We start from the raw sequence: 25396 nt of genomic DNA, 5'->3' as shown, positions 1-25396 counted from the left end.
TCATTGAAGAGGATTCAGAATTAATACTACCTATAGAGCAAGTAATCATTGAAGAGGATTCAGAATTAATACTACCTATAGAGCAAGTAATTATTGAAGAGGATTCAGAATTAATACTACCTATACAGGAAGTAACTATTAAAGATGATTCGAAATTTATAATTCCTATTTGTGATAGATTAAGTAAGGAAAAGATCTTTATTATTTCAAAACTAATACAACGACTATATTATAGTGAAATGAGCCATAAAGCATTGCAAAACTGCTTAATAGATATTAAGCGTGAAAATAATGTAAAAGTAAATAAGTTAAGCTTGACTAGAAATTCAAAAGATAAATTGGAGACAACATACATACTTTCAACACAAGAAGTAATTATTAAAGATGATATTGAATGTATAAAGAAAAAAGATGATAGTAATATTACTATCAATGATGTTTATAAAATTCATGAAAATATAAATAATGATTACTGTGAAACTTTAATATCAACACTACCAATCATAATAGCTGAAAAAAATATAGATATTCCTATTGAATCAACATTTAGATTGAAAAATGCTGCATTAGATATAAAAAATATGAAGAAGGACGTATATTTAACTAGTAGTAAGTTACTACCTATGTTTGAAAAAGATGATATTTTTCCATCATTGAATGGAAAACTTTTTTTAGAGGGTTTTGTTAGAAATAAAATAGACTTTTCTATAGCAAAAGGTGTTTATGATAACATAATTAACCTAGATACTGAATGCGTTATAATCTATATACCATTTAAATGTACCACTTTAATCAACTGTAAGGTTCGCCCAGTTTTCTCAAAAGGAAAGGGTCTAGATTATATACCCATTTATATATCATCAGATTGTTTAAATATCAATAATGATTTTAATGAATATTTAAACGAAAAAAATACTCAATGTAATGAATATATCAATTGTGACATTACACCTATAAATTGTAAAATAGAAAGGGTGAAAATTTATGAAACATATACACTTGTTGATAGAAAACCTTTTAGTAAAAAATTTCCTTTAGAAATGAATTTTCATACTATTAAAGAGAACATATTATTAAATCTTTCATTAACATTGGTTCAAAAACAAGATATATCAATTAATCATAGAAAAAATCCTAGGTAATAACATGTGAAACGACAAGGAAATATAGACAATAAGCAAAAATGTGCTATATTTATACGATGCAATATAACTTTGTCGATTTTTGAAATGACTGGTAAATAAATTAACAAGTAGATATTTTGGTGATATTTATACAAAATTTAATTTTGAAAATCAAATAATAGGACTATGATTACTTTAAATAAATAATAGTAAGCCCACATCTTATGGTAAGGTGTGGGCTATTTTATGCTTATGATAAATTATAAATTTATGCCTTCCTATACTTTTTAAGAGCTATGGTGTTTAATATAAGAAATAGTAATGCATAGCCTATAAGAATTAGTACATCATATCTAACGTCTATTAGACCCTTTCCCCTTAGCATAACATCCTTTAATGCTTCTGCTCCATAAGTCATAGGAAATATTTTTGATAATATCTTTGCCCAGACAGGCGAGTTTCTCAAATCAAAAATACCACTGAACATAATTTGTGGAACTATTACTATAGGGATAAATTGAAATAATTGAAATTCATTACGTGCAAAGGCAGATAAGAGAGTTCCAAGTGCTAAAGATCCTGATGCAAGTACCAAATTTATTACAAGCACTGCCCAAAAGCTTCCTACCATGGGCACATTAAGGCCATATACACTAAAAATCTGAAGTATTATAGTCTGAATGGCTACAAAGGACCCAAACCCTAGGAAATATCCTAAAACTATCTCCCACCTTTTTAGGGGAGTGGCAAGAATTCTATCAAGTGTTCCGCTTATTCTTTCTCTCAAAAATGCAACGCCTGCTATTAAAAATACGAAAAAGAAGATAAAGAAACCCAGAAGGATTGGAGCCATGGAATCAAATGCTCCCATATCCATAGAACCATGTAAAAAACTAATTTCGGGCTTTTGAGTAGTACTACTTAAAGAAAGCTTGTTTAGCGTGTTCATAACAAGGCTGGTTATAGAAGGGTCAGCGCCATCTAGTGTAACCTTTGGTTTATTGCCAATAAAAACAATATAGGCATCTACACTTTTATTATTCAAATTTTTCAATGCGATTTCTTCGCTAGAAACTTTATTAACATTGGCAAAGGTTTGTAGTTTTTCTACATAAATAGGTGGTGCTGAAATAAGATCAATATTTGGGGTTGTGGTTGCGGAGCTGAGAATAGCACTTAAAAGGTACATTACAAAAACTGGAGCAACAAACATTAGAGCGATAGATCTTTTGTCACCGCGAAGTTGTTTTATTAATCTTTTGGCAATTGATAATACTCTCATATGTGATTCACCGTCCCTTCTTTTCCATAATAGAGAAATGCGCCTTCAACCGTGCTTTCTCCAGATTTTTCTTTTAATTCATCAGGGGTGCCAATTGCAATTAGCCCACCATTTCTAATCAGAGCAAGCCTATCACAATGTTCAGCTTCATCCATAACATGGGTAGTTATAATTATTGTAACTCCTTCTTTTCTTAAACGCTCAAATTCTTTCCAAAATTGGAGCCTAAGAACTGGATCAATTCCTACGGTAGGTTCATCAAGAATAAGTATTTCTGGTTTGTGAACTAAGGCTATAGCAAGGGATAATCTTCTTTTCATTCCACCAGAAAAATTCTTAACAAGTTTTTTACCTTCATCACGAAGAAGAACCAATTCTAAAACTTCACTTGCTCTTTGTTTTGCAAATTTGCCCTTCAGGCCATATAAAGATGCAAAAAATAATATATTATTAAGAGCGGTTAAGTCTTCATATAGTGCGTCACTCTGAGCCATATATCCAATTCTTGAAACTACAGCTAGTGATGGCATTTTAGTATCAAGTACGCATACAGAGCCATTTGTAGGTTCACTCATTCCAACAATAGATTTTATCAAAGTGGTTTTACCAGAACCAGATGGTCCAAGGAGGCCAAGTATCTCTCCTTTCTTTACATCCAAATTAATATTTTCAAGTACAATAAATTTTCCGAATTGTTGCTTATAATTTTCTATTTTTATAACATTTTCATTATTCATTTATTCCTCGCTCCTTTTTACTCCTATTCCATTTATTAAAATATCCACTATTTTTTCTATATCATTTTCATCTCCATCAGTCGTAAATACCTCAGGGAATAAATTACTTAATATAGAATAACCTGCAAGCAAACTAATTAAGCTCCTTGTCATAAGCCTGGGTTCAATTTCTCTTAAATTTCCTTTTTCTATATTGCTTTTAAAAAAGTTATCAACTATAGGCATAAGTTTCGGTGCAATTTCCTTTTGAAGGGGTTCTAATAGTTCTGGATGGTAAATTGATTCAATCATAACAGTTTTTACTAAAGGTCCATTTCTCTTAATCAAAGCCATTCTATCCATCATCATATTTTTCAATACTACATTTATGGACTCATCTTTTTTATTGTCCATAATTTTTTCCATGGATTTAAACATAAGAGGCCTAAAAAATTTTACTATTAGGGGCATTAGTAAACCAACTAATAAATCTTTTTTAGTTTTAAAATATCTAAAAATCGTCCCCTCAGATATGTTTGCCTCTTTTGCGATATCACTAGTTCGACCTCCGTCGAAGCCTTTTTCAGCAAAAATCTTTGTTGCAGCATCTAAAATATCCCATTGCCTTTTTGATATTTCTTCTTCGGGTAGGGTTTCATCAAACAAGTAACTATATAATTTTTTATCATCTGCCACTAATACCAACTCCTTATAAGTTATCATTCTAAAGATAATGAGTGACTACTCACTTTTTATTATAACGCTAAAATATACTTTGTCAATTTAAAAATGTTGCTTTACTTTTTTTGACATTTATGGCATAATATAAATTGGGAATTGTTTTTATTTGTATTTATTAGAATATAATTAAATTTACAAAAAGGAGGATAATTATTCAAAAAAAGTTAAAAAAAGTTGAATATCATTATTCAAAGTGGTAGTATGTACTTGTATTATCCTAAATTCTTCATTAAATTATATTAGTTTCTGAATGTAACTTATTCAATCTGGAACTTAGGTACCACTTAATTTATAATTTTAGGGAGGTAGTGTTTATGAATACTAACAAAACTGACAAAATTGTAAAGGTTTCAATTCTAAGTAGTGTAATTTTAGCTTCATTATCACCGGTTATTGCATATGCAGATGAATCGAATTTAAAGATTCCAGAGTTATCATCTAGTCAAAATGGAACACTTATGATGGGACTCGTAATTTGTCTTTTGGGCATGGCATTTGGTTTTTATCAATTTTTAAGGGTAAAGAAAATTAGAGCACATAAATCAATGCTTGATGTTTCGGCTATTATATTTGAAACATGCAAAACTTACTTAATTCAGCAAGGTAAATTTATTGCAATCTTATTTCTTCTTATAGGTAGTATTATTGCATTTTACTTTGGTTACTTGCAAGGAACTAGCTTTGGTGGAGTATTATTAGTACTTGGCTGGACTATTGTTGGTATACTCGGGTCTTATGGTGTTGCTTGGTATGGCATAAGGATGAATACGTTTGCAAATAGTAGGATGGCATTTGCTTCATTAAAGGGTAAACCTTTAAACCTTGTAAATATTCCTCTTGATGCAGGTATGAGCATTGGAGTACTTCTAATTTGTGTCGAACTCTTTATGATGTTAATAATATTAATTTTTGTTCCACGTAGCCTTGCAGGTGCAAGCTTTATAGGATTTGCAATTGGTGAGTCATTGGGAGCAAGTGCATTACGTATTGCCGGTGGTATTTTTACAAAAATCGCCGACATTGGATCAGATCTTATGAAAATTGCTTTCAAGATTAAGGAAGATGACCCTAGAAATCCAGGAGTTATTGCAGATTGTACTGGAGATAATGCAGGAGATAGTGTTGGTCCTACTGCTGATGGATTTGAGACTTATGGAGTAACGGGAGTTGCTTTAATTTCATTTATTGTTCTTGCGGTTGGTATGGCATTTCCAGAGGCTGATAGATTAATACTTCAGTCTACTCTTCTTACATGGATTTTTACAATGCGTATATTGATGGTTGTTACGTCAATTGCAGCATTTTATATAAACAGAGCTTATAGTGGAATGAAATACAGTAATACCGATGATCTTGATTTTGAACAACCTCTAACAAATCTTATTTGGATTTCATCAATACTATCAATAATTGTTATTTTTGTAGTTAGTTACTTAATTCTTGGACCTGGTACTCAGGTTGCATTAACCGCAAATTCTAATAGTATTTGGTATGTACTAGCTATAATTATTAGTTGCGGTACTTTGGGAGGAGCACTTATTCCTGAGGTTACTAAAATATTTACTAGTGGTAAATCAAAACATGTACAAGAAGTTGTTACAGCATCAAGAGAAGGCGGAGCTTCATTAAACATTCTTTCAGGACTTGTTGCTGGTAACTTCAGTGCATTCTGGCAGGGAATGGTATTTGTACTATTAATGTTTGTAGCATATATTGCAAGTACACTTGGCTTAAAAGATATAATGATATACCCTTCAGTTTTTGCGTTTGGTTTAGTTGCTTTTGGATTACTAAGTATGGGTCCCGTTACTATTGCAGTAGATAGTTATGGCCCAGTAACTGATAACGCACAATCAATTTATGAACTATCACTTATTGAAACTATTCCTAATATTTCGAAAGAAATAGAAAGAGATTTTGGTTTCAAACCAGATTTTGAAAAAGCGAAATATTACCTTGAAGCTAATGATGGTGCAGGAAATACATTCAAAGCAACTGCAAAACCTGTACTTATTGGTACAGCTGTTGTTGGAGCCACTACAATGATTTTTTCACTTATTCTAGTTATTCAAGATGTATTAAAGGTTAAACCTGAAACTATTCTTAATTTACTTAACCCATACACTTTATTTGGATTTATGTGTGGTGGTGCGATAATATATTGGTTTACAGGTGCATCTACTCAGGCAGTTTCTACAGGTGCCTATAGGGCAGTAGAATTTATCAAGAAAAATATAGAATTGGATGAGGATGCAGATCAAAGAGCATCTACAGAAAAATCTAAGGAAGTTGTTAAAATTTGTACTCAATATGCACAGAAGGGAATGTTTAACATATTTGTTGCGATATTCTCATTTGCACTAGCATTTGCATTTTTCTCAGCTCCTAGAGGTAATAACACGCAGCCAGTAGCATTCTTTGTTGCTTACCTTATATCTATAGCAGTTTTTGGTTTATATCAGGCTATATTTATGGCAAATGCAGGTGGATGTTGGGATAATGCTAAAAAGGTTGTTGAAGTTGATTTAGATGAGAAAGGTACTCCGCTTCATGATGCTTGTGTTATTGGTGACACAGTTGGAGACCCTTTCAAAGACACTTCATCAGTAGCATTAAATCCGATAATCAAATTTACGACATTATTTGGAATGCTTGCTATGGAAATTGCTATATCAGAAAGATTCAGAGCTGTAGCTCCATACATTGGAGCAATATTCTTTATAATCGCGATTATATTTGTATGGCGTTCATTCTATGGAATGAGAATTAAAAATTAATGTTAGTTTAAATTTACAAAGGACCAGATTTTATTTTAAATCTGGTCCTTTGTATTTTATGTTGCTTGCTATTCTACGGTATTTCTTAGATTGATTTTTGTGGAATCCAGCAAGCAAAAACGGTACTATTATCCTCTGAAAATATTCTTACTTCACCTTCATGCTTCTCTATTACTAAATTAACAATGCTAAGGCCTAGGCCCACACCATTACTTGTCTTTTTACTCCTAGAGTCATCACACTGGTAAAAAGGTAAAAATACTTTATCCTTATCATCTTTTGGAATGATTATTCCATCATTTTTAATTAAGAGTACAAAGCCTTCATTTTTTATAAGCTTTAGCTCCTCGATATCCTTATGTCTAAGCCTCTCTGTAAGTTTCGTATCTCCCATTGAAAAAGCACCCATGTAGATATTCCCATTTTTAGGAGTGTACCTTAGAGCATTTGACATCAAATTGTCTACTACTCTTGTCATTTGGTTTACATCCACCTTATATTTACCCTGAAGGCTTATTTCACAACTAAGCTTAATTTCATTCTTTTCACAATCTTCCTCATAGCCTGAGAAGAGCATTTCAAAGAGTTCATAACCATCAACTTCTACAAAATTCATCTTATAGTCTGTTGTTAGTAGGTTATACATTAAGAGATCATCTATCATTTTTTGCATATAATCACTTTTATTTAATATAACCAAAGCTTTATTTTTAATTTTCTCAATATCTGAATCCTTCTCATTAATAATAGCTTCTGAGTAAGCTCTTACAGCTGTCAATGGAGTTTTAAGGTCATGTGATATTGCAGAAATCATATATTCTTTTGTTTTTTGATCTGCTTCTATAGTTTTTCTTTTATCTTCTATGTCTTTTTTCATGATATTAAAATTAGTAATAATTTCGCCTATTTCATCCTTGTTTTCGTACTTAACTGTATTTCCATCTCCCGTGGCAAAATTATGCATTCCTTCTACTAATAGTTTTATTGGCTTATTAAATTTTCTATTAAGTAGCAATATAACAGCTGCATAGATTATAATAAGTACGAATATAAAACATATTATTGCAATTATTGTTTTATTGTTTACATCCTTAACAAAAATATTTCTTGCAATAGTAATCTTATAAAATCCTATTAATGTACTATCCTTAAATACTGGTTTTTTTAAAGTATAGGCCTTATACCCAGTAACTACTTTGTATAAATCAGAATACAATTCTTGTGTTTGAGTATATAGCATGCTGCTTTCATTAGAAGGATATATTTTTTCTCCCACATCTGTATATAATTCTATAAGTACTAAATTTTTATCTTTACTTATTACAAAGTTCTTATCTTTTAAGGAATTTGTATTATATATTTCAGGACTTTGTATTTTATCTTCATAGATTTTAAATTTGCTCATAATGAGTAAATAATCTTTTAAATCATTATTTTTATTATAATCTACGAGAACGTTAAACAATAAGGCAGCTGTTATTATTGGAGCTAACATTATAATTAAATGAGATAAGCTAAGCCATTTTTTAAGTTTCATATATTTAGCTCTCCTATAAACTTATAACCTGTTCCCCATACTGTCTGAATAAAAGTAGGCTTTTTTATATTATCATTTATCTTCTCTCTAAGAGACTTAATATGAACGGTAACAGTGTTATTACCATTCACATCAACATTATCCCATATATGATGGTAAAGATCTCCTTTTGAGAATACCTTATTGGGGTTTTGAGCCATCAGAGCCAAAATGTCGAATTCTTTTGAAGTTAAGGATAGTTCATAGCCGTTGAGTAATACTCTGTTTTCTTCTAGGATTATTGTTAGTCCATCTTTAAATTGAAGTTTTTTATCTATCTGAATATAATTTTCTTTTTTTCTACCTCTTCTTAAATGAGCTTCAATTCTGGCGGATATTTCCATAAGGCTAAAGGGTTTTGTCATATAGTCATCCGCCCCTGATTTTAGCCCTTTTACTTTATCTAACTCTGTTTGCTTTGCACTAACAATTATTATTGGTACTTCTTCATTTAACCATCTTATATTTTTACACAATGTAAATCCGTCCATCTCTGGAAGCATAACATCAACCATAACTAGCTGAAACTCTTCTTTTTTAAAATCCTCTAGGCCTTCTTTACCGGTTGATGCCCAAAATACTTCATAACTTTCCTTTGTCAAATGTTCTTTCATTATACTAGCAATCGCTTCGTCGTCCTCAACTATTAATATTTTTTCCTTCATGTACTATTCCTCCATAAAATGCTTATATGCACAATATTATACCATGATATACTTATTTTGAGACCGTAATAACTTTTTAATTGAAATTCATTAATAAAAAAACATTACATGTGCAAATCTTGCACATGTAATGTTTTTGCTAATTTGTAACGACTAAAGCTTCCACTACTTTTTTAGCATCTTCCATAGTAACTTTTGGGTTTTCAACAAGTATACTATAATTAAGATCATTCTCACTCCATGAAATGCATTTAATATCTTTCATAGCTGATCCTTTTTTACCTCTAACAGTTATTTTCTCTTCCCCTGGAATTTTTAAGTCTTCATCAACACTATCAATTACTTTATTACCATCTATTACTGTAGTTAATGTAAAAGCTAAAGCTCCATCTTTTTCGTAAATCTGGTTTATTTCTTTGTGTTTGCTTTTTTCAATATTTAAATACTTAACCTCTTTTAACTTGTAGGTTGAATTTTCTTTTAAAGTCAATATAGGTTTTCCTGTTATTTTAGCAGCTTTTTTTAAATCTATAGTAGTTTCATTATTTTTTGCAGCATCCTCAATATTCTCAACCTTAACATCTGAGGGAATCTTTTGAACAAATATGCTATCATCAAATTTAGGTGAAAAATTTAGTTTTGAATATTCCATAATAGATTTGTTATTTCCACTCTCTGAAGAAAGTTTAACTAAAAACCAATTGGATTTTTCTATCCAATACTCTTGATCTCCCATAATACTGTTCTTTTCTTTTGCCACTGCTGAAATATGATAGGTTTTAAAGTTTCCAACAGTTTCTTCACCTTTAAAAGTTAACTGATGGGTCTTACTTATATTTCCCAATTGATTAATTAATTGATCCTTATAGTTTGCATTTGAACCTAGAGCTAACTCAGAGCCTAATTTCATACTAAAAGCTTTTTTATCTTTAGCTGTATAGGATATAAGTTTGTCTCCATCATTTGTGGTTACAACTTTTCCAGAAGTTTTATCTTCTGTTTCTATACGTGTCTTTACTTTACCACTAGAGTTATCATTCCATTGTTTAAATAACATACTTTCTTTTAACTTCTTATTTTCATAGCTATCCATTTTAAATTCTGCATAATAAGACTTAGATTTTTCATTTGCTTTCATTACATTTGTTATTACCTCTTCGGGTATTATTACATCCCCTTTAGTACTGCAGCCTGTAAATAAAGAGGCTACAACAGATAATCCAATTAATGTAGTAATAATTTTTTTCTTAATCATAATAATTTTCCCCCTATTTTTATTCAATAAATTAACTTCATATATCTATTAGCCATGTGCACAAACCCTGCTAGATAGTGAGATATTGTTCTTCTTACAATTATTATTATATATGTTTATTGTATCTTATTATGAAACTTAATAAATTCTTTATAATTAAAAATTAAGTCCTGCACAATATAGTGAAAAATCAATATTTTATACTAGTAGGTGAATCATTGAATATAGTGATATACTTTATTTATAAACTACGTTACAATAGTACTCTTTAAATATCACCCTTCTTAAATGTAAAAATTATACCCGCCGAAACATTTGCAAATATTTAAAATAAAAGTGAAAAATCTATTAAATATAGGGATTTTGTAATACATTGTGAAGAGTAGTATATATAAGAAGGAGCTGTTTAAAATGAAAATTTTACTTATAGATGACGAAGAAAGCATTCTAAATTTAGTCCGTATGAACCTAGTACTAGAAGGTTTTGAGGTAATAACTAGTGCTACTGGTAATAACGGAATCAAGGCTTTTCAGGATGAAAATCCAGACCTAGTGTTACTTGATTTAATGCTACCTGATTTAGATGGCTATGAAGTTATGAAGAGAATGCAAGAGATTAATAGGGAAATTCCCATTATTCTTCTTACTGCAAAAGGTCAACTTAATGATAAACTACTAGGGTTACAGTTAGGTGCGGATGATTATATTACAAAACCCTTTGATAGCAGGGAAATTATACTACGAATACGTGCAATTTCAAGGCGGATAAATCAATCGAAGCACCATAATGGAAATTCTGAAAACAAAATAGAAAAAGGTTTCATTAAGCTGCTAAAAGATGAAAGAAAGATTTTTATAGATTCCATCGAAGTACAATTTACTTTTCGAGAATTTGAAACTTTAAATCTTTTAATGCAAAATATTAATAAGGTCTTTACTAGAACCGAGTTACTAAAAAAACTTTGGGGTTATGATTATGAGGGAAACACAAGGGCTGTTGACATTCATATAGAACGAATTCGTAAAAAACTTAAAAATCATGGAAATGCTATTCAAACTATTTATGGTGCTGGATATAGATTAGAGGTATGAAATGAAAATTGGTATAAAAAATAAAATTGTAATTATGAATATAGCAGTGTTACTTCCGGTTTTACTTATTGTTTGTTTCATTACCATTGGTAACCTTTATGGAAATATAATAAACAGTACTATTACATTGTTAAAACAAGAGAGTTACAACAGTCAATTAAATATAATTACATATTTAGATAACGAAAAAAACATAGGATTGCCAGAACTTATTAAGAATATGAGCCCTTTTATAGCTAAAAATTTGTCCGATCATTATAAATTCAGAATTCAATTATACAACAAAGATGGACTAGTAGGGGATTCCGAAGAGTACCCTGTAATTTTAGAGAATAAAGATGTTGCTTATGCACTTTCAGGAACCAAATCCTATATTATGAAAAAAATTGAAAACAAGCAATATATATTATTTTCTAGCCCGCTTTATTTTGAAGGAGAAACTATTGGTTGCTTTCGGTATATTTATCCCCTAGATAAAGAAATAGGTTTAGTTAAAAATACAAGTGTAACCATGCTTTTGGTAGGAATACTAGCGCTGATTCTTTCTATCCTTTTAAGCAATGCATTTTCTAGAAAAATTGTAAGTCCTATTGTATCTTTAAAAAGGGCCTCCCAGAAGGTTGCAAATGGAGATTTTACAAATACTATAGAAATTGATACCACGGATGAAATCAAGGATTTAGCAGACTCTTTTAATCTTATGTCTACTAATATAAGCAGCTCTATTTTAAAATTAAAAGATGAGAAAGCAAATCAAAAAAGATTTTTAGATAACGTTACTCATGAATTAAAAACCCCCATAACCTCAATCATTGGATACGCAGATTTACTTCCTAGAGTAAAGACAGAAAAAGATAAAACCCAATGTCTTGATTATATTCAAAAGGGTGGACATCGTTTGCTTTGCCTTGTAGAAGAATTGTTAAATCTCTCTAAATTAAATAAGGAAGATTTTCAAATGGAAGTTGCGCAAATGAATCTTAAATGTATAATAGAGGAAAGTTTGTTAATTTTAAGACCAAGATTAGAGAAATACAATATTTTTATAGAGTCACTTTTATTTGATCATTTCATTTGGATAGATAAACAAAAAACGGAACAAGTATTTTTAAATATATTTGACAATGCCATTAAATACAGTGATTGTACTTCCATTGTTATAAAAATGTTATCAAGGCCTGGATATCTAATTGTTTCTATAGCAGACAACGGTGGAGGTATACCAAAGGAACATCTGAAAAAGGTTTTTGAACCTTTTTATACTGCAAATAAAAGACTACAGAATCAATATGGTGGTATGGGCCTTGGACTTGCAATTTGCAAGGAAATTATGAAAAAGCAAGAAGGGGATATTTCTATAAGTAGTGACAAGGGAACAAAGGTGGAATTGCTTTTTAAATTGTTACAAAGTTGATTCAATTCTGATGTAATTCTGAAAACGTTTTTTGTTATGATAAGGAGGAAGAGAAAAATAAGTATTTTAAAAAAACATAAAAAGTTATTTATTGTTTATTTTGTTTTTATGCTATTGCTCGGAATCATAATATTTTGGCAATATGAAAAAAATTATGATCATGTAGTACTTATTCAAGATAGAGAACAAGTTTTAAAAGCTATAAGTACATCCACACCTGTAAAGTTAGAAGTTTATAGTAACAGTTGGGGTAAAACCGTTATTTCTGAGAGTAATGTTATTCGAAGTATATGGAATATTATAGATGAAATGTCTAAGAGTAGTCCTTTGCAAGAAAGTCAAAATACATATACGAATGATGAAATAAGTGGCACTATTTTTTATCTGAATGGTAAAAAAACTACTTTTACTTTAGGAAGTTACTTGAAAATCGGTACTATTATTTATGGAAATGCTAAAGATAAGCCTTATGTAGATCAGCTTAAAAATTATTTGGATGAAATTTTATGTTCTGCGCAAAATCTAAGCAATCTTATTAATGAACGAAATAAAGTTACTGTAGTAGATAGTAATAATAATATACAAAAATGTGGTCGTGATGATAAAACATTTATTCGTAATAAAATATTAAAATGTTCTAAAATTAAGGATAATGCCTCCCTAGAAAAAGCAATCAATACAAAGGGAAAAGTGCTATACCACATAAAAACCTATTTAGAAAAAGAAAGTAATTCTATTCCAAATACAAGAGATACTTTCTATGCAATTATAAATATTGATGTATATGAAAATGGGTATATTGTTATTCAAGATTTTAGTAATGATGTAGTAAATGCAATATATATGAAAGGAAATTTAGTAGAGGTATGTAAAAACATCAGTAAAACTGGTATTTAATTTTCAAATGTTCTGGAGGTACCTTAATGAAAGCTTACAAATTTACTATATTTATTCTTCTCTTGCTTTGCTCTGCATCGTTAACTGCATGCAATAAAAACAGGAGTGATTATCCTAACCTGGAAGGAAAAAAACTTTTGGTTTACGTAGCCTTTCATGAAGACGAGGCTAAACCTTTACTAGAAGGTTTCAAACAAAAAACTGGTTGTGAGTATTCACTTTTGAGGTTTCCTACAGGGGAAGCTTTAGCACGGGCCATGGAGGAAAAAGCAGCTCCTAAGGCAGATGTTTTTTTAGGTGGAACCGTAGATGCCCATGAGTACATGAAAAAAGAAGGCATAATTCAAAAATATATTTCTAAAAATGCCAGTTCTATTCCTGAAAGATATAAAGATGAAGATGGGTGTTGGACAGGACTTTATATAGAAGCCTTATCTATTGGTATCAATAAAGAAAGATGGGATGCTGAGTTTAAATCAAAGGGAATAAAGCTGCCGGAAAGTTTTCAAGATCTGTTAAATCCTGCTTTTAAAGGTGAAATTATTATTCCTAATCCAAAAACCTCAGGCACAGGCTACACTTTTGTTTCTTATCTTGTACAATCGATGGGAAAGGAAAAAGCCTTAGAATATTTAGGTAAACTCAACCATAATGTAGCACAAGTTACTACAAATGGTCTTACTCCAGCAGAAAAGGTAGGTATTGGCGAATATTTAATTGCTGTTAATTTTATAAATCAACAGCTTATCGTTAAAAAGTCTGGATTTAATATACAATCTAAAATCCCTAAAGATGTTGGATGGACTCTTTGTGCAGTCTCTAAGATTAAAAATGGTCCGGATTCTAAGGCTGCAAATGCTTTTATAGATTATTGCTTAACGGCGCAAGCCGGTAATGCTCTGAAAAATTTTTCTATGGCTATGTCTACAAGAGAAGATGTGTCATTGCCAGAGGGAGGACAAAATTTAAGTAATCTTATAGGTAGTGATAAATACGATTTTAAAAAAGCGGGCATTGATAAAGAAGAAATGTTAGATGCCCTTGAAATGATCAAACCGTAAATTTATATATTTATATATAGATTAATATATTTAAATTAGAAAATATAAAATGAAAGGTCGATGAAATGAATGGAGAATTTATTTAATTTTTTAAAACCTGCTCCAGCTATTGAAAGATTGTCAAAAGAAAAAATTGATCCAGTTTACAAAAAGTTTCGGTTACAAGTATTTATAAGTATTTATATTGGTTATATGGGTTATTACTTTGTTAGGAGTAATTTTTCACTAGCTAAGATGTACTTAATTCATGAAGGATTTACAAAAACACAACTTGGATTTGTTGCCTCTGCGCTAGGACTTGCTTATGGCATTAGTAAATTTGTTATGGGTAACGTATCAGATAGATCCAATGCAAGGTACTTTCTAGGCATCGGTTTAATTTTGTCTGGTATTACAAATCTATTTTTACCACTTACAACAAGTCTTACAGTAATGTTTATGTTAATGCTTATAAATGGATGGGTTCAAGGTATGGGTTGGCCACCATGTGGAAGGATCATGACTCATTGGTTCTCAGATAAAGAGCGTGGCGTTAAAATGTCGATTTGGAATACTGCACATAATGTGGGTGGTGGATTTATAGCTGTTATTGCGCTTCTTGGTGTTCAAATATTTGGAAGTTGGAAAGGAATTTTTTATTTACCAGCTATTATTGCAATTGTAATTGGAACACTTTATATGATTTTTGCAAAAGATACACCTCAATCTGTAGGTCTTCCTCCTATTGAAGAATATAAAAATGATTACCCTGCTGTAAAAGTAAAAGACAGAGAAAAGGAAATGACTGCAAAGGAAATACTGTTTAAATATGTATTTAATAATAAATATTTATGGTATATCGCTCTAGCAAATGGATTTGTATATATGGTAAGATATGGCATTATTAATTGGGCTCCATTATACCTACAAGAAGTAAAAGGTTTTAATATTAAAGAGTCAGCAATTGCATTTTCTTTATTTGAATATGCTGCAATTCCGGGTACTATACTTATAGGATGGATAAGCGATAAGGTATTTCATGGTCGTCGTGCACCAGTAGGTGTAGCTTGCATGGTAGGTGTTACGGCTGGTGTGTTCATTTATTGGCAATCTTCAAGTGTTTTAGCAATAAACATTACTTTAGCTTGCATAGGTGCCTTAATATATGGACCGGTTATGCTTATTGGAGTAAGTGCCTTAGATCTAGTTCCTAAAAAGGCTGCTGGAACTGCTGCTGGATTTACAGGACTCTTCGGTTATCTTATTGGGCAAGTTTCAGCTGAAATTGTAATGGGAATAGTTGTAGATAAATATAATTGGGATGGAGGATTCATGCTTCTTATGGTTTCTGCTGTACTTGCTATTGTATTTCTTTCTCTTACCTGGAACGTACATGATAGGTCAAAACCAGAATCTGAAGATATTCCGTCGGTAGGTTAGATCATCTCCTAGGTTGCTGCAATATTAACATGAAAAATATTTTTATAAGCCCCCTATTATATAGGGGGCTTATAATTGTGTAACCAGGCATAGTAAAATACTTATTTAAGGTCTTACTTAAAAAAATGGGAGGAACTAGATAATATAGCTGGACTATGCATAGAGGGATAGTATACAATAAAGAGAATGATTAAAGAAAATTAATATAAAGGGTATAAATGGTTGATCCCAATTAAGGAGGCAATGTTAATGGTTACATACATAGGGGTATTGTTATTATTTACATCTATGGGGTTAGGTATACCTGCTATTTTTATTTATGCTTTTACTGTAGATATAATTAATTGGTTTTCTAATAGAAAAACAAGGACTACTAAGTCTAAACGCAAAATATTTAAAAAGAAACAAAAATCAAAGTTAAATTTAACTGATAAGATTTTTGGATTATTTATTCTAATAGCAATATGTATATTACCAATATGGAGTTTACGTATGGTTACGCCTTATTGGTTAGATGTACCTAGTATAATCACAAAAGACTACAGTGTAGATGAGGGCGTTGTAACTGTTTATGCTTCAATACCTACAAGTAGGGAAACTTGGGGTTATGATTCTATAACTGTAAATGAAAATTATTATAAATTAGTAGATGATAGTAAGGTTAAGACTGGAATGAATGTAAAGATAAAATATTTACCCCATACTAAATTAATAATGAAATTGTGGTATGAATAACAAAGGAACTATTGCCTAGGTAATGGAGAATCCATTTGATATAGTACTTATTTTAATATCCTCTTACCTATAACAAATTTTTCTTTGTAATATCCCGTTAATTCAGAGATTTTTATAACGTCACCGGATTTTGGAGAATGTATAAACTTATTGCTGCCAATATATATTCCAACGTGAGATACTTGGTATGGTAGATCTGGATTTGTTTTAAAAAAGACCAAATCTCCATTCCTAAGATCATTTATATTAATAGAAATACCTTCATTTATCTGTTCCATAGTCGTTCTAGGTAAATCTATACCAAAATGTTTATAAGTATATGCTACAAAACCAGAGCAATCAAATCCACCACTCATATATTTTCCAAAAGCATCAGATATTGCAGGTGTTGTGCCCCCCCATAAGTAATGCATTCCTAGAAAAGTATCAGAGTAGGCTTTTAAATCATTCCCAGTTATTGATGAACTGTATTGTTGCCCGTTTGTTATATATTTAGCTTTATTTAAGGGAGTTTTAGAATTTGAGAAAATAGTAAAAGTCATATACATTAGAGATAAAAATATAAGAATTAAAGTTAAAAACCAGGGGTTTATTGAATTTTGTTTATAATAAGATCTTCTCATATAAGCTCCCATCATTTATTATTTTAAATTATCCTATAGTGTAACTTATTGTAGCATTTCTAATAATATACTAAATATTTAGAAAGATTAGCATGAAAATAAATTTGATTTTGTTTTAACAAAAATATACCAATATGTAAGACATTGTGGTATATTAATTAGGAGTAACTAAATTTTATGTAATAATATGTAAAAATATAAGGCGTTTTATGATAACTATACTGAAATGGACTGATTTTCGATTTGATTGTAGTACAAGCTTTTGAGAAGAGAGGATAATTGTTATGAATAAGACAGACTATAAAAGTAAAAAAGTTATGTTACTGGGATGTTTTTCAGCAGCTTGTTTATCATTAATTATAATCTTATTTAGTACATACAGTATGAATAAAGTACGTATAGAATCTGATTTTATTTCACAAAGAATATTTCCAGGTAAAATATTTTCATTGGAAATTTTAACATCATTAATTAATCAAGAAACAGGAATCAGAGCCTATATTATTTCAGAAAATAAAGTTTTTTTAGAACCGTATTATTCAGAAAGCATAGGAATTCAAAAATATTACGATTCTCTTAATAAATTAAAAGAGGTAGGATTAAATAATGACACTATTAACCGAATTGATAAGCAAAGACAATATATTCAAAGATTTTTTTACCAGCAAATTCTATTAGTGGAGTCTGGGGAGTCAGATCAGGCAAAATTAAACTTAACTAAGGGTAAAAAGTTAGTAGATGAATTTAGGGTAACTGATAATATTTTACTAAATGATATTAATTCACAAATAAATAGTTCCAGCAACAAAGTTGTAAAAACTCAAAAAATTCATAAATATTCACTGGGTTTTTTAGGTATTATACTTATTGCATGTAACTTTATATTTATTAGTTGTATTTGGAATTGTATGCATAGACAAATTAAGAAAAAAGATGAAGTAAATGAAGACTTACAAAAGGTGCTAACTAGTCAAGAGCAGTATATTACAAGTATATCTCATGAACTTAAAACACCGCTAAATGTTATATTATCTGCAGCTCAATTATTGGATATGTATTGTGACAGTGGGTTACTATATGAAAATAAAAATTCAACGATTAAACATATAGATTCAATAAAGCGAAATGCATATAGATTGTCTAAATTCATCAATAACATTATTGATTTATCTAGAATTGAATCCGGAATTTTTGAGTTAAATTTATCTAATAACAATATAGTGGAAGTTGTAGAAGATATGGTGATGGCTGTAACTGAGTTTACAAAAAGCAAAGGACTAAATATTATTTTTGATACAGATATAGAAGAAAAAATTATTGCTTGTGACCCAGAAAAGGTAGATAAAGTAGTATTGAATATTATATCAAATGCGATAAAATTTTCAAGTGATGGAGGGCAGATATTTGTAAATATTAAAAATCATATTGAATTTGTTGAAATATCTGTGGAAGATAATGGAATTGGGATTGACACAAAACATTTGAAGTCAATATTTAACAAGTATAGTCAGATAGACAAATCATTATCACGAAATGCTGAAGGTATAGGTGTTGGATTAACTTTAGTCAAGTCAATTGTAGAATTATCTGGTGGTAGTATAAATGTTGAAAGTGAACTTGGGATAGGAAGTAAGTTTACGGTTAGATTTCCTTCAAAACAAGTACTTAATGAAAAAATTCAATTTAATAATGCAATGAGAAATGAAAAGCAAAATATTAAAGTAGAATTTTCAGATGTTTATTAATAAAATATGTGTTTTAAATAAATATAATTCATCAAAAATAAAGAGAGCCCATTAGGCTCTCTTTATTTAATCCGTTTTAATTTTATGTCATAATGATTTTGATACTCTTTCATTCGAGGATCGTTTTTAAAATAACTCTCGTACATACCTCTTGCAACTTTTGCAGCATCAGAACCATAACCACCATCAAATATAACTACAGATATTGCGATTTTAGGATTATCAGCAGGTGCGTAGCCAACATACCATGCATAATCGCCTCTACCAATTTTGCTTTGTATGTCCGTCGTAGTAAACTGTGCTGTACCTGTTTTACCACCTGTAGGTATAGGAAAATCGCCAAGTGCTGCATATGCTGTACCATCAGTACCACCACCTGCACCTGTAACATTATTCATGCCTTGCATAACTAGATCTCTAGTTTCGGCACTCATATTAGCTTTATCTATTACTACAGGTTTCGTTTGAGATATTAATTTTCCATTAGAATCTTTTATATTATCAACTAAATGAACTTTATATCTTGTTCCGCCATTGGCAAGGGTTGCTATATAATTTGCCATCTGAAGAGGCGTGAAATTGTCCATACCTTGACCAATTGATGCAATAAACATATTGTATGGTAAGCTCAAAGAACTATGACCTGTTTGAACTGCTTGATAGTATACATCAGTTACGATTGCATTTATATTAGCATCAGTAAATTTTTGTTTTTTGTATATAGGATCGGCAGCGATTAATTGCTTAAATAAACCTACATAATTACTTTTAGAGAAAGTTCCGTTTTTTACAGAATCCCTTATATAATTTTTAATCTGTGTTTTAATTTCTGAAAGTTTTTTACCATCAGAAACAATACTGGTATCTTCATCCCTATCGTATAAATCTATTGGTGGAAAGTTTACGTTAGTACTAGAAACTCCATTAGTTAAATTTTGCTCAATACTCAAAAGATATTGTGATGCTGACAAAGTTTTTTGTGACACAGTATTATATACTTGCCCAAAATTCTCACTTATTTCTATTCCTGTACCAGGATTCATTGAATTAGGATTAGCTCCTAGGCCAAACATCCATGCGTATTTAGCTAAGGCATTATCACCAAATTGTTCTCTTAATTTCTGACCTATATTCATAAAAAATGGGTTACTAGATACCTCTAATGCCTTTACTACATTTACAACACCACGTGCACCATCTGATACGAAACGATTCCAATTTTTTCCTGAAGTTTCGCCTGTGCCTGCCATATCATACCCACCTATGTCATTGTAAGTTGAATTAGCATCTATAACTCCAGCTTCAAGACCTGCAATTGCAGTCATTGGTTTAAATGTGGAACCTGAAGGAATAAGCGACATAGTTGCATAATTATATAAGTATTTTGGATAATAATCAAACTTATCCTTTCTAAGGGTTGTATTTCCTTTTATATTTTTGTCTATTGGAAACATATAATCAGTTAAATCTTTTGATAAATTATCAGCCTTTGCCATTTTTTCATAATCTGGATTAAAATATTTTTGTGATTGAGCTTCAGTTAAACCTTGCGTTGTAGAAAAATCATTTGGATTATAACCTGGTAGACTTACAAGTGCTAGTACTCCACCAGTATTAATATCTATGGCAACAGCTGCAGCTCTTGTAGCGTTTGAAACATCTAAGTCTTGTACATGCCCTTCACTTTGTAATCTCTTCATTTCAGTGTTTAATGCGTTTTCTGTGGCATATTGCATATTTGCATCTAATGTAAGTTGAACATTTTTACCGGGAATTGCTTTTTTATTATGAGCGGTATTTTTAACTATTGCCACAGAATCATCATTTATATCTTTTTCTCCGTTAGTCCCTTTAAGGCTACTCTCCATTGCAGCCTCAATTCCAGAAGTTCCAACATAATCTACACTTGTGTCATAACCCTTTGCTGCGTACTTAGATTTATCGGCTGAGTTTATTTTGCTTATATATCCTAGAACTGATGAAGCAAGTTGGCCATATGGATATTCTCTCATAGGCTGATTTTCTACTTTAAAACCTTGTAGTTCTGAGAGGCTTTGCTCGAATATAAGCGATGTATTTAGCTTCATATTAGTTGCTACATTAATTGATTTATAATCAGAAAAAAAGTTCATGCTGATACCGTCTTCTATAATTAAATATCTTCTTAACATATCTGGAGTTGGTTGTATATTCAAACTTGCAAGTCCATCTTTCACCTTATATTTAACAAGAAGTTTGTTAAATATTTGTTCTGGAGTTAGTTTTAAAAGCTCATTATCAAGAGCAGTTTTTTCAGAAGGACTTAATTCTTCTTCTTTTTTATTTTCAAATTTTGCCTTTAATATAGTCAATTGAAGGTTTCTATCCTTTAAAAATCTTAAAAGCAGGACTTGATTTCCCTTAGCGTCATTTGAAGTAAATTCAAATCTGTATGGATTAATCTTTAATGCAAAATTGTCTGTCTGAACTTCTTTATTATCATCTAAAATTTTAAATACTTTTTGTAGTGTTGTAAATAGTTGTTTGTTATCCTTACTTGTATCAGTTGTACTTGTATATGTAAGGTTATAACCTAGTGTTTCGGTCGCAAGTTTTATTCCGTTTTTGTCTGTTATGAGACCTCTTGGTGCAGCTACTGTTACAAGCTTTGCAGAATTAATAGTTTCAGCCTCCGCTTTGTAATAATCTCCTTTGAATACTTGTAAATAATATAACTTTGAACCTATTGCTATAAATATAGCTACCATAATTATAGAAAGAATATTATACCTATTAAATTTCTTATTTTTTTTCATTTCATCACCATTTTAAACTTTCATTTTTTTTTGCATAATAAAATTATCAGTATCTGTCAGCATTCTTAAAAAACAATCTAAATGGTGACTTTGTGAAGCATTGCAATTCATATGTATTTTAAATATACGTCTAGATGTAAGCTTTGTCAATTACATTAATACATTAAAATGAAAATGGCCCAGCAATTACGCTAGGCTATTTTTAAAATAATTATATCACATATCTTATACCTAGCATACATGATTCGACAAAATAAATCCATAACCGCATTTTGTCTCATTCATTTTTCATAAGTTATGATATAATATATATGGTAATATTCTTCGTAGGGGGACAAAATATATATGATAGGGACATTTCTTTTAAATAGATATGAGTTATTAGAGAACATTGGCGAGGGGGGCATGGGAACTGTTTATAAAGCAAAGTGCCATGTGCTAAATAGATTTGTAGCTGTAAAGATATTAAAGGCAGAGTTAAGTAATGATGAGGAGTTTGTTTCAAGGTTTAAAAGGGAAGCTACTTCAATTGCAAAATTATCACATCCAAACATAGTGAATGTTCATGATGTTTGTTCAGAAAATGATGTTAATTTTATAGTTATGGAATATGTTGATGGAAAAACATTAAAGCAAATAATAAAGGAAAATGGAAGACTTACATCCAAGAAGACCTTAGATATAGTTTTTCAAATAGCAAAAGCTCTCCAGTGTGCGCATGTGAATGGTATAATTCATCGCGATATAAAGCCTGATAATATTATGATAACCAAGGATGAAATGGTTAAGGTAATGGATTTTGGAATAGCTAAGGTTGCAGATGCAAGAACTGTAACCAATTCTAATAAGGTAATGGGAACGGCACATTATTTTTCTCCAGAACAAGCAAAAGGAAATTTTGTGGACTGTAGATCAGACATATATTCATTAGGCATTGTAATGTACGAAATGGTGACAGGTAAAGTACCTTATAATGCAGAAAGTGCTATTACCATAGCTATGATGCATATTCAGGGGCCAATTACTGCGCCAAAAGATATAATTACAAATATACCAGAAAATATAAATCAAGTAATTTTAAGGACCATGCAAAAGGAACCTATTAAAAGATACCAAACGGCGAGCGAAATGTCAGAGGTAATAGGTGCTATTAGAAAAAATCCTAATTATAAAGTTATAGTAAATAGTGAAATAGATGGCGCTACAAAAATTATGGACACAGTAGTAGCTTCTAATATAAGAGATGATTTAACAACAGTTATGAGCAAAGAAGAAATTTTTGATAAAACAGTTTTTGAAAAACCAGTGGCTGAGGAAACAATACTAAAAAAAGAAAGTGAAGTAATACCTATAAGGAAGAAGTTTAGTAGGAATAAAAAGGTTATGACAATTATAACGTCAATTATTTTAGTTATTAGTGTTGTCGCTTTAGGGAAATCTCTTTTTAATGGGAATGCGATTGAGGGTAAGGAAGCTACTAATACGAAATCTACAGTTGTGAAAACTATTGTTCCAAAAGTACCGGTAATTGAAAAGAAATTTGTGACCTCACTTATTGGGAAAACTCAAGATAGTGCAAGGCAGGTAGCTGTTAATAATGGTTTTTTGCTTGGGGATGTAACAAATAATTATAGTGATAGTATTGATAAGGGATTAGTTATTAGTCAATCACCGGGGGTGAATACAGCTTATGAAAAAGGTGGTAAAATAAGTATAGTTTTAAGCCTAGGTAAAGAAATAGTTCAAACTATACCACCACAAACAAAGGTAGGAAAAGATACAAAAAAAATTAAACAGAGACATGAAAAGAGCTCTAATGACAAGCATTCTAAAAATAAATAGAGCCATATTAGTGATATATTTGTATTAAAATGAATAAAACTTAATAAGTAAATATAATAAGAAGTAAATATAATAAGAAGGCATACAGTTATGGTAGTGATATGAATGGTATCTACCTAAAATCATTGTAATATAGTAAAATATAAGGTATATTATAGAAAGAGTGTAAAGTTTAGAAGTGATTTTAGAAAATATAAAAAATCGTTGTTAAGGTTTGTGTTAATTGATGAATTTTAATGCCAAGTGAAAGAAGGAGATACAAACGGAGACTTTAATGGTTTTTATCATAGGAGTGCTACAAATTACCATACTTGATTTAACATTATCTGGTGATAATATAGGTGTTATAGCACTAGCAACAAAAAATTTATCGCCTAAATTTGCGAAGAAAGCTAGTTTTATAGGAATAGCAGGAGCTATAGGATTAAGAGTATTATTTGCCTGTGTCATTACTCAAATAATGGCTATACAGTGGTTGCCGATTAAGTTAGTTGGTGGACTTGTTTTAGTAAAAATAACGTGGGACTTTATTAAGCCTCAGACTAAAGAAGTAGAGTGTGATGTAAAAAAAGCAGATAAATTTTGGGGAGCTGTAGCGGTAATTATTATTGCTGATATTAGTATGAGTCTTGATAATGTAATAGCAATAGCAAGTACAGCAGATGGCAATGTTTTATTAATTGTTATCGGTATTTTGATAAATATACCAATAATTTTTTACGGAAGTCGATTTGTTGCAAACTTAATGAAAGATCACCCTATTGTTATATTCTTAGGTGGTGCAATATTAGCTCACACCTCATTTAAAATGATACTCGAGGATAATATAACAATAAAATATTTAGGCCTTTCCAATACAGTTTCAGTAATAATTCCATGGGTTTTTGCCATTGGTATATTGTTGTATGGATACTTAGTAATAAAAAAATCTGAAAAAGAAAAGACAGCTTTTGGACATAATACATAAGAATAAATATTTAAAAAAACTGTACTTAATAGTACAGTTTTTTTGTTATTATAGAATTAACACTGTCATGAAAAATAGAACCTAAAATGATAACATAATATTAAAAGGAGACGATAATTATGTCAGAATGTATATTTTGCAATATCAATGAATCAGAAATAATAGTAGAAAACAGGTATGCAGTTGCAATACTTGATCATTTCCCAGTAAATAATGGTCATTGTTTAATAATAACAAAAAGGCATTTTGCTAACTTTTTTGAGGCAACAGAGGAAGAGATTAAAGCAATATACAAATTATTACATGAGGTAAAAGAGATGTTTGATATTCAATATGAACCAGCTGGATATAATATAGGTATCAATGTAGGAAAATATGCGGGGCAAACTATAAATCACTTGCATGTACATTTGATTCCTAGATATATAGGTGATGTGGATGATCCAAGAGGTGGAGTAAGAAATTTGAAAAAGCCGTTGGTTGAGTATGATGGATAGAAATTAATATTATTTCTAATCTTGACTATTATTCATTGCTATGCTAGTATACAAGTATACTGATTTAGTTTTTTTATATCATTAGAAATATTTACTGCCTATAGATGATTTTATTCATTAGATGTAGGGTAGTATTAATTATGTGAAAACGTAAACATATAAGTATAAGTAGT

20 protein-coding genes are annotated in these 25396 nt (G+C 30.3%); 12 read left to right on the top strand and 8 right to left on the bottom strand.

All coding sequences use genetic code 11. From position 1 onward, the window contains the following. Positions 1-1142 (top strand): DUF7852 domain-containing protein (locus KPL54_RS23270; protein ID WP_216108884.1); only part of this gene is annotated, 1142 nt, incomplete at its 5' end. A gap of 250 nt (positions 1143-1392) precedes the next feature. Here KPL54_RS23270 and KPL54_RS23265 read toward each other — a convergent pair. The 3 genes from KPL54_RS23265 to KPL54_RS23255 are packed head-to-tail and all read right to left on the bottom strand — an operon-like array spanning position 1393 to position 3818. Continuing rightward, positions 1393-2406, bottom strand: a complete 1014-nt coding sequence (locus KPL54_RS23265; RefSeq protein ID WP_216108883.1) for an ABC transporter permease — start codon at positions 2404-2406, stop codon at positions 1393-1395. Beyond that, positions 2403-3143 (bottom strand): ABC transporter ATP-binding protein, encoded by a 741-nt coding sequence (locus KPL54_RS23260; protein ID WP_216108882.1) that lies wholly within the window; start codon positions 3141-3143, stop codon positions 2403-2405. Before KPL54_RS23260 ends, KPL54_RS23265 begins: the two co-directional genes overlap by 4 nt. Further along, positions 3144-3818, bottom strand: a complete 675-nt coding sequence (locus tag KPL54_RS23255; protein ID WP_268038077.1) for a TetR/AcrR family transcriptional regulator — start codon at positions 3816-3818, stop codon at positions 3144-3146. It abuts the gene before it with no gap. 359 nt (positions 3819-4177) lie between these two features. Here KPL54_RS23255 and KPL54_RS23250 point away from each other — a divergent pair, with 359 nt between their 5' ends. Then, on the top strand, positions 4178-6640 hold the full coding sequence (locus KPL54_RS23250) for a sodium-translocating pyrophosphatase (protein WP_216108880.1): 2463 nt from the start codon (positions 4178-4180) through the stop codon (positions 6638-6640). Between the two features lie 85 nt (positions 6641-6725). Here the strand turns inward: KPL54_RS23250 and KPL54_RS23245 are convergent, their stop codons facing one another. From KPL54_RS23245 to KPL54_RS23235, 3 genes are all read right to left on the bottom strand, one after another. After that, a complete protein-coding gene (locus KPL54_RS23245) occupies positions 6726-8177 on the bottom strand; it encodes a sensor histidine kinase (protein WP_216108879.1) in 1452 nt (483 codons plus the stop codon). Then, positions 8174-8881 carry a response regulator transcription factor gene (locus KPL54_RS23240; RefSeq protein WP_216108878.1) on the bottom strand — a complete coding sequence of 236 codons (708 nt, stop codon included), beginning with the start codon at positions 8879-8881 and terminating at the stop codon, positions 8174-8176. The genes KPL54_RS23245 and KPL54_RS23240 overlap by 4 nt, the downstream gene beginning before the upstream one ends. 139 nt (positions 8882-9020) lie before the next feature. Next, on the bottom strand, positions 9021-10136 hold the full coding sequence (locus tag KPL54_RS23235; protein ID WP_216108877.1) for a LolA family protein: 1116 nt from the start codon (positions 10134-10136) through the stop codon (positions 9021-9023). 411 nt (positions 10137-10547) lie between these two features. Here KPL54_RS23235 and KPL54_RS23230 point away from each other — a divergent pair, with 411 nt between their 5' ends. The 6 genes from KPL54_RS23230 to KPL54_RS23205 all read left to right on the top strand — a co-directional run bounded on the left by KPL54_RS23230 (position 10548) and on the right by KPL54_RS23205 (position 16754). Further along, positions 10548-11228: a response regulator transcription factor gene (locus KPL54_RS23230; RefSeq protein WP_216108876.1), complete on the top strand. Its 681-nt coding sequence runs from the start codon at positions 10548-10550 to the stop codon at positions 11226-11228. Position 11229: 1 nt separating this feature from the next. After that, entirely contained in the window at positions 11230-12642 is a 1413-nt protein-coding gene (locus KPL54_RS23225; protein WP_216108875.1) for a HAMP domain-containing sensor histidine kinase, read from the top strand. Positions 12643-12678: 36 nt separating this feature from the next. After that, the gene (locus tag KPL54_RS23220) at positions 12679-13539 is read left to right on the top strand and encodes a DUF3919 family protein (protein ID WP_216108874.1); all 861 of its coding nucleotides are present in this window, start codon (positions 12679-12681) and stop codon (positions 13537-13539) included. Positions 13540-13565: 26 nt separating this feature from the next. Further along, positions 13566-14600, top strand: a complete 1035-nt coding sequence (locus KPL54_RS23215; RefSeq protein WP_216108873.1) for an ABC transporter substrate-binding protein — start codon at positions 13566-13568, stop codon at positions 14598-14600. Between the two features lie 69 nt (positions 14601-14669). Next, positions 14670-16019, top strand: a complete 1350-nt coding sequence (gene pgtP, locus KPL54_RS23210; protein ID WP_216108872.1) for an MFS transporter — start codon at positions 14670-14672, stop codon at positions 16017-16019. Positions 16020-16268: 249 nt separating this feature from the next. After that, positions 16269-16754, top strand: a complete 486-nt coding sequence (locus KPL54_RS23205) for a hypothetical protein (protein WP_216108871.1) — start codon at positions 16269-16271, stop codon at positions 16752-16754. A 47-nt stretch (positions 16755-16801) separates the two neighbouring features. On the opposite strand, the gene KPL54_RS23200 is transcribed toward KPL54_RS23205, so the two are convergent. Then, positions 16802-17377: a C40 family peptidase gene (locus tag KPL54_RS23200; RefSeq protein ID WP_216108870.1), complete on the bottom strand. Its 576-nt coding sequence runs from the start codon at positions 17375-17377 to the stop codon at positions 16802-16804. Between the two features lie 284 nt (positions 17378-17661). On the opposite strand from KPL54_RS23200, the gene KPL54_RS23195 reads away from it, so the two are divergent. After that, the gene (locus KPL54_RS23195) at positions 17662-19122 is read left to right on the top strand and encodes a sensor histidine kinase (protein WP_216108869.1); all 1461 of its coding nucleotides are present in this window, start codon (positions 17662-17664) and stop codon (positions 19120-19122) included. 62 nt (positions 19123-19184) lie between these two features. Here the strand turns inward: KPL54_RS23195 and KPL54_RS23190 are convergent, their stop codons facing one another. Continuing rightward, positions 19185-21917 carry a peptidoglycan D,D-transpeptidase FtsI family protein gene (locus KPL54_RS23190; RefSeq protein WP_216108868.1) on the bottom strand — a complete coding sequence of 911 codons (2733 nt, stop codon included), beginning with the start codon at positions 21915-21917 and terminating at the stop codon, positions 19185-19187. Positions 21918-22262: 345 nt separating this feature from the next. On the opposite strand from KPL54_RS23190, the gene pknB reads away from it, so the two are divergent. From pknB to KPL54_RS23175, 3 genes are all read left to right on the top strand, one after another. Continuing rightward, on the top strand, positions 22263-23759 hold the full coding sequence (pknB, locus tag KPL54_RS23185) for a Stk1 family PASTA domain-containing Ser/Thr kinase (RefSeq protein WP_216108867.1): 1497 nt from the start codon (positions 22263-22265) through the stop codon (positions 23757-23759). Between the two features lie 274 nt (positions 23760-24033). After that, positions 24034-24726, top strand: coding sequence for a TerC family protein (locus KPL54_RS23180; RefSeq protein ID WP_216108866.1), 693 nt, complete (start codon positions 24034-24036; stop codon positions 24724-24726). Between the two features lie 119 nt (positions 24727-24845). Further along, positions 24846-25223, top strand: a complete 378-nt coding sequence (locus KPL54_RS23175) for an HIT family protein (RefSeq protein ID WP_216108865.1) — start codon at positions 24846-24848, stop codon at positions 25221-25223. Positions 25224-25396: the final 173 nt, after the last annotated feature.

The sequence above is a fragment of the Clostridium estertheticum genome, assembly GCF_018861295.1.
Taxonomy (GTDB): domain Bacteria; phylum Bacillota; class Clostridia; order Clostridiales; family Clostridiaceae; genus Clostridium_AD; species Clostridium_AD estertheticum_D.
Note: the sequence above shows the minus strand (reverse complement) of the source record. Positions and strands in the feature narration are given on the sequence as shown.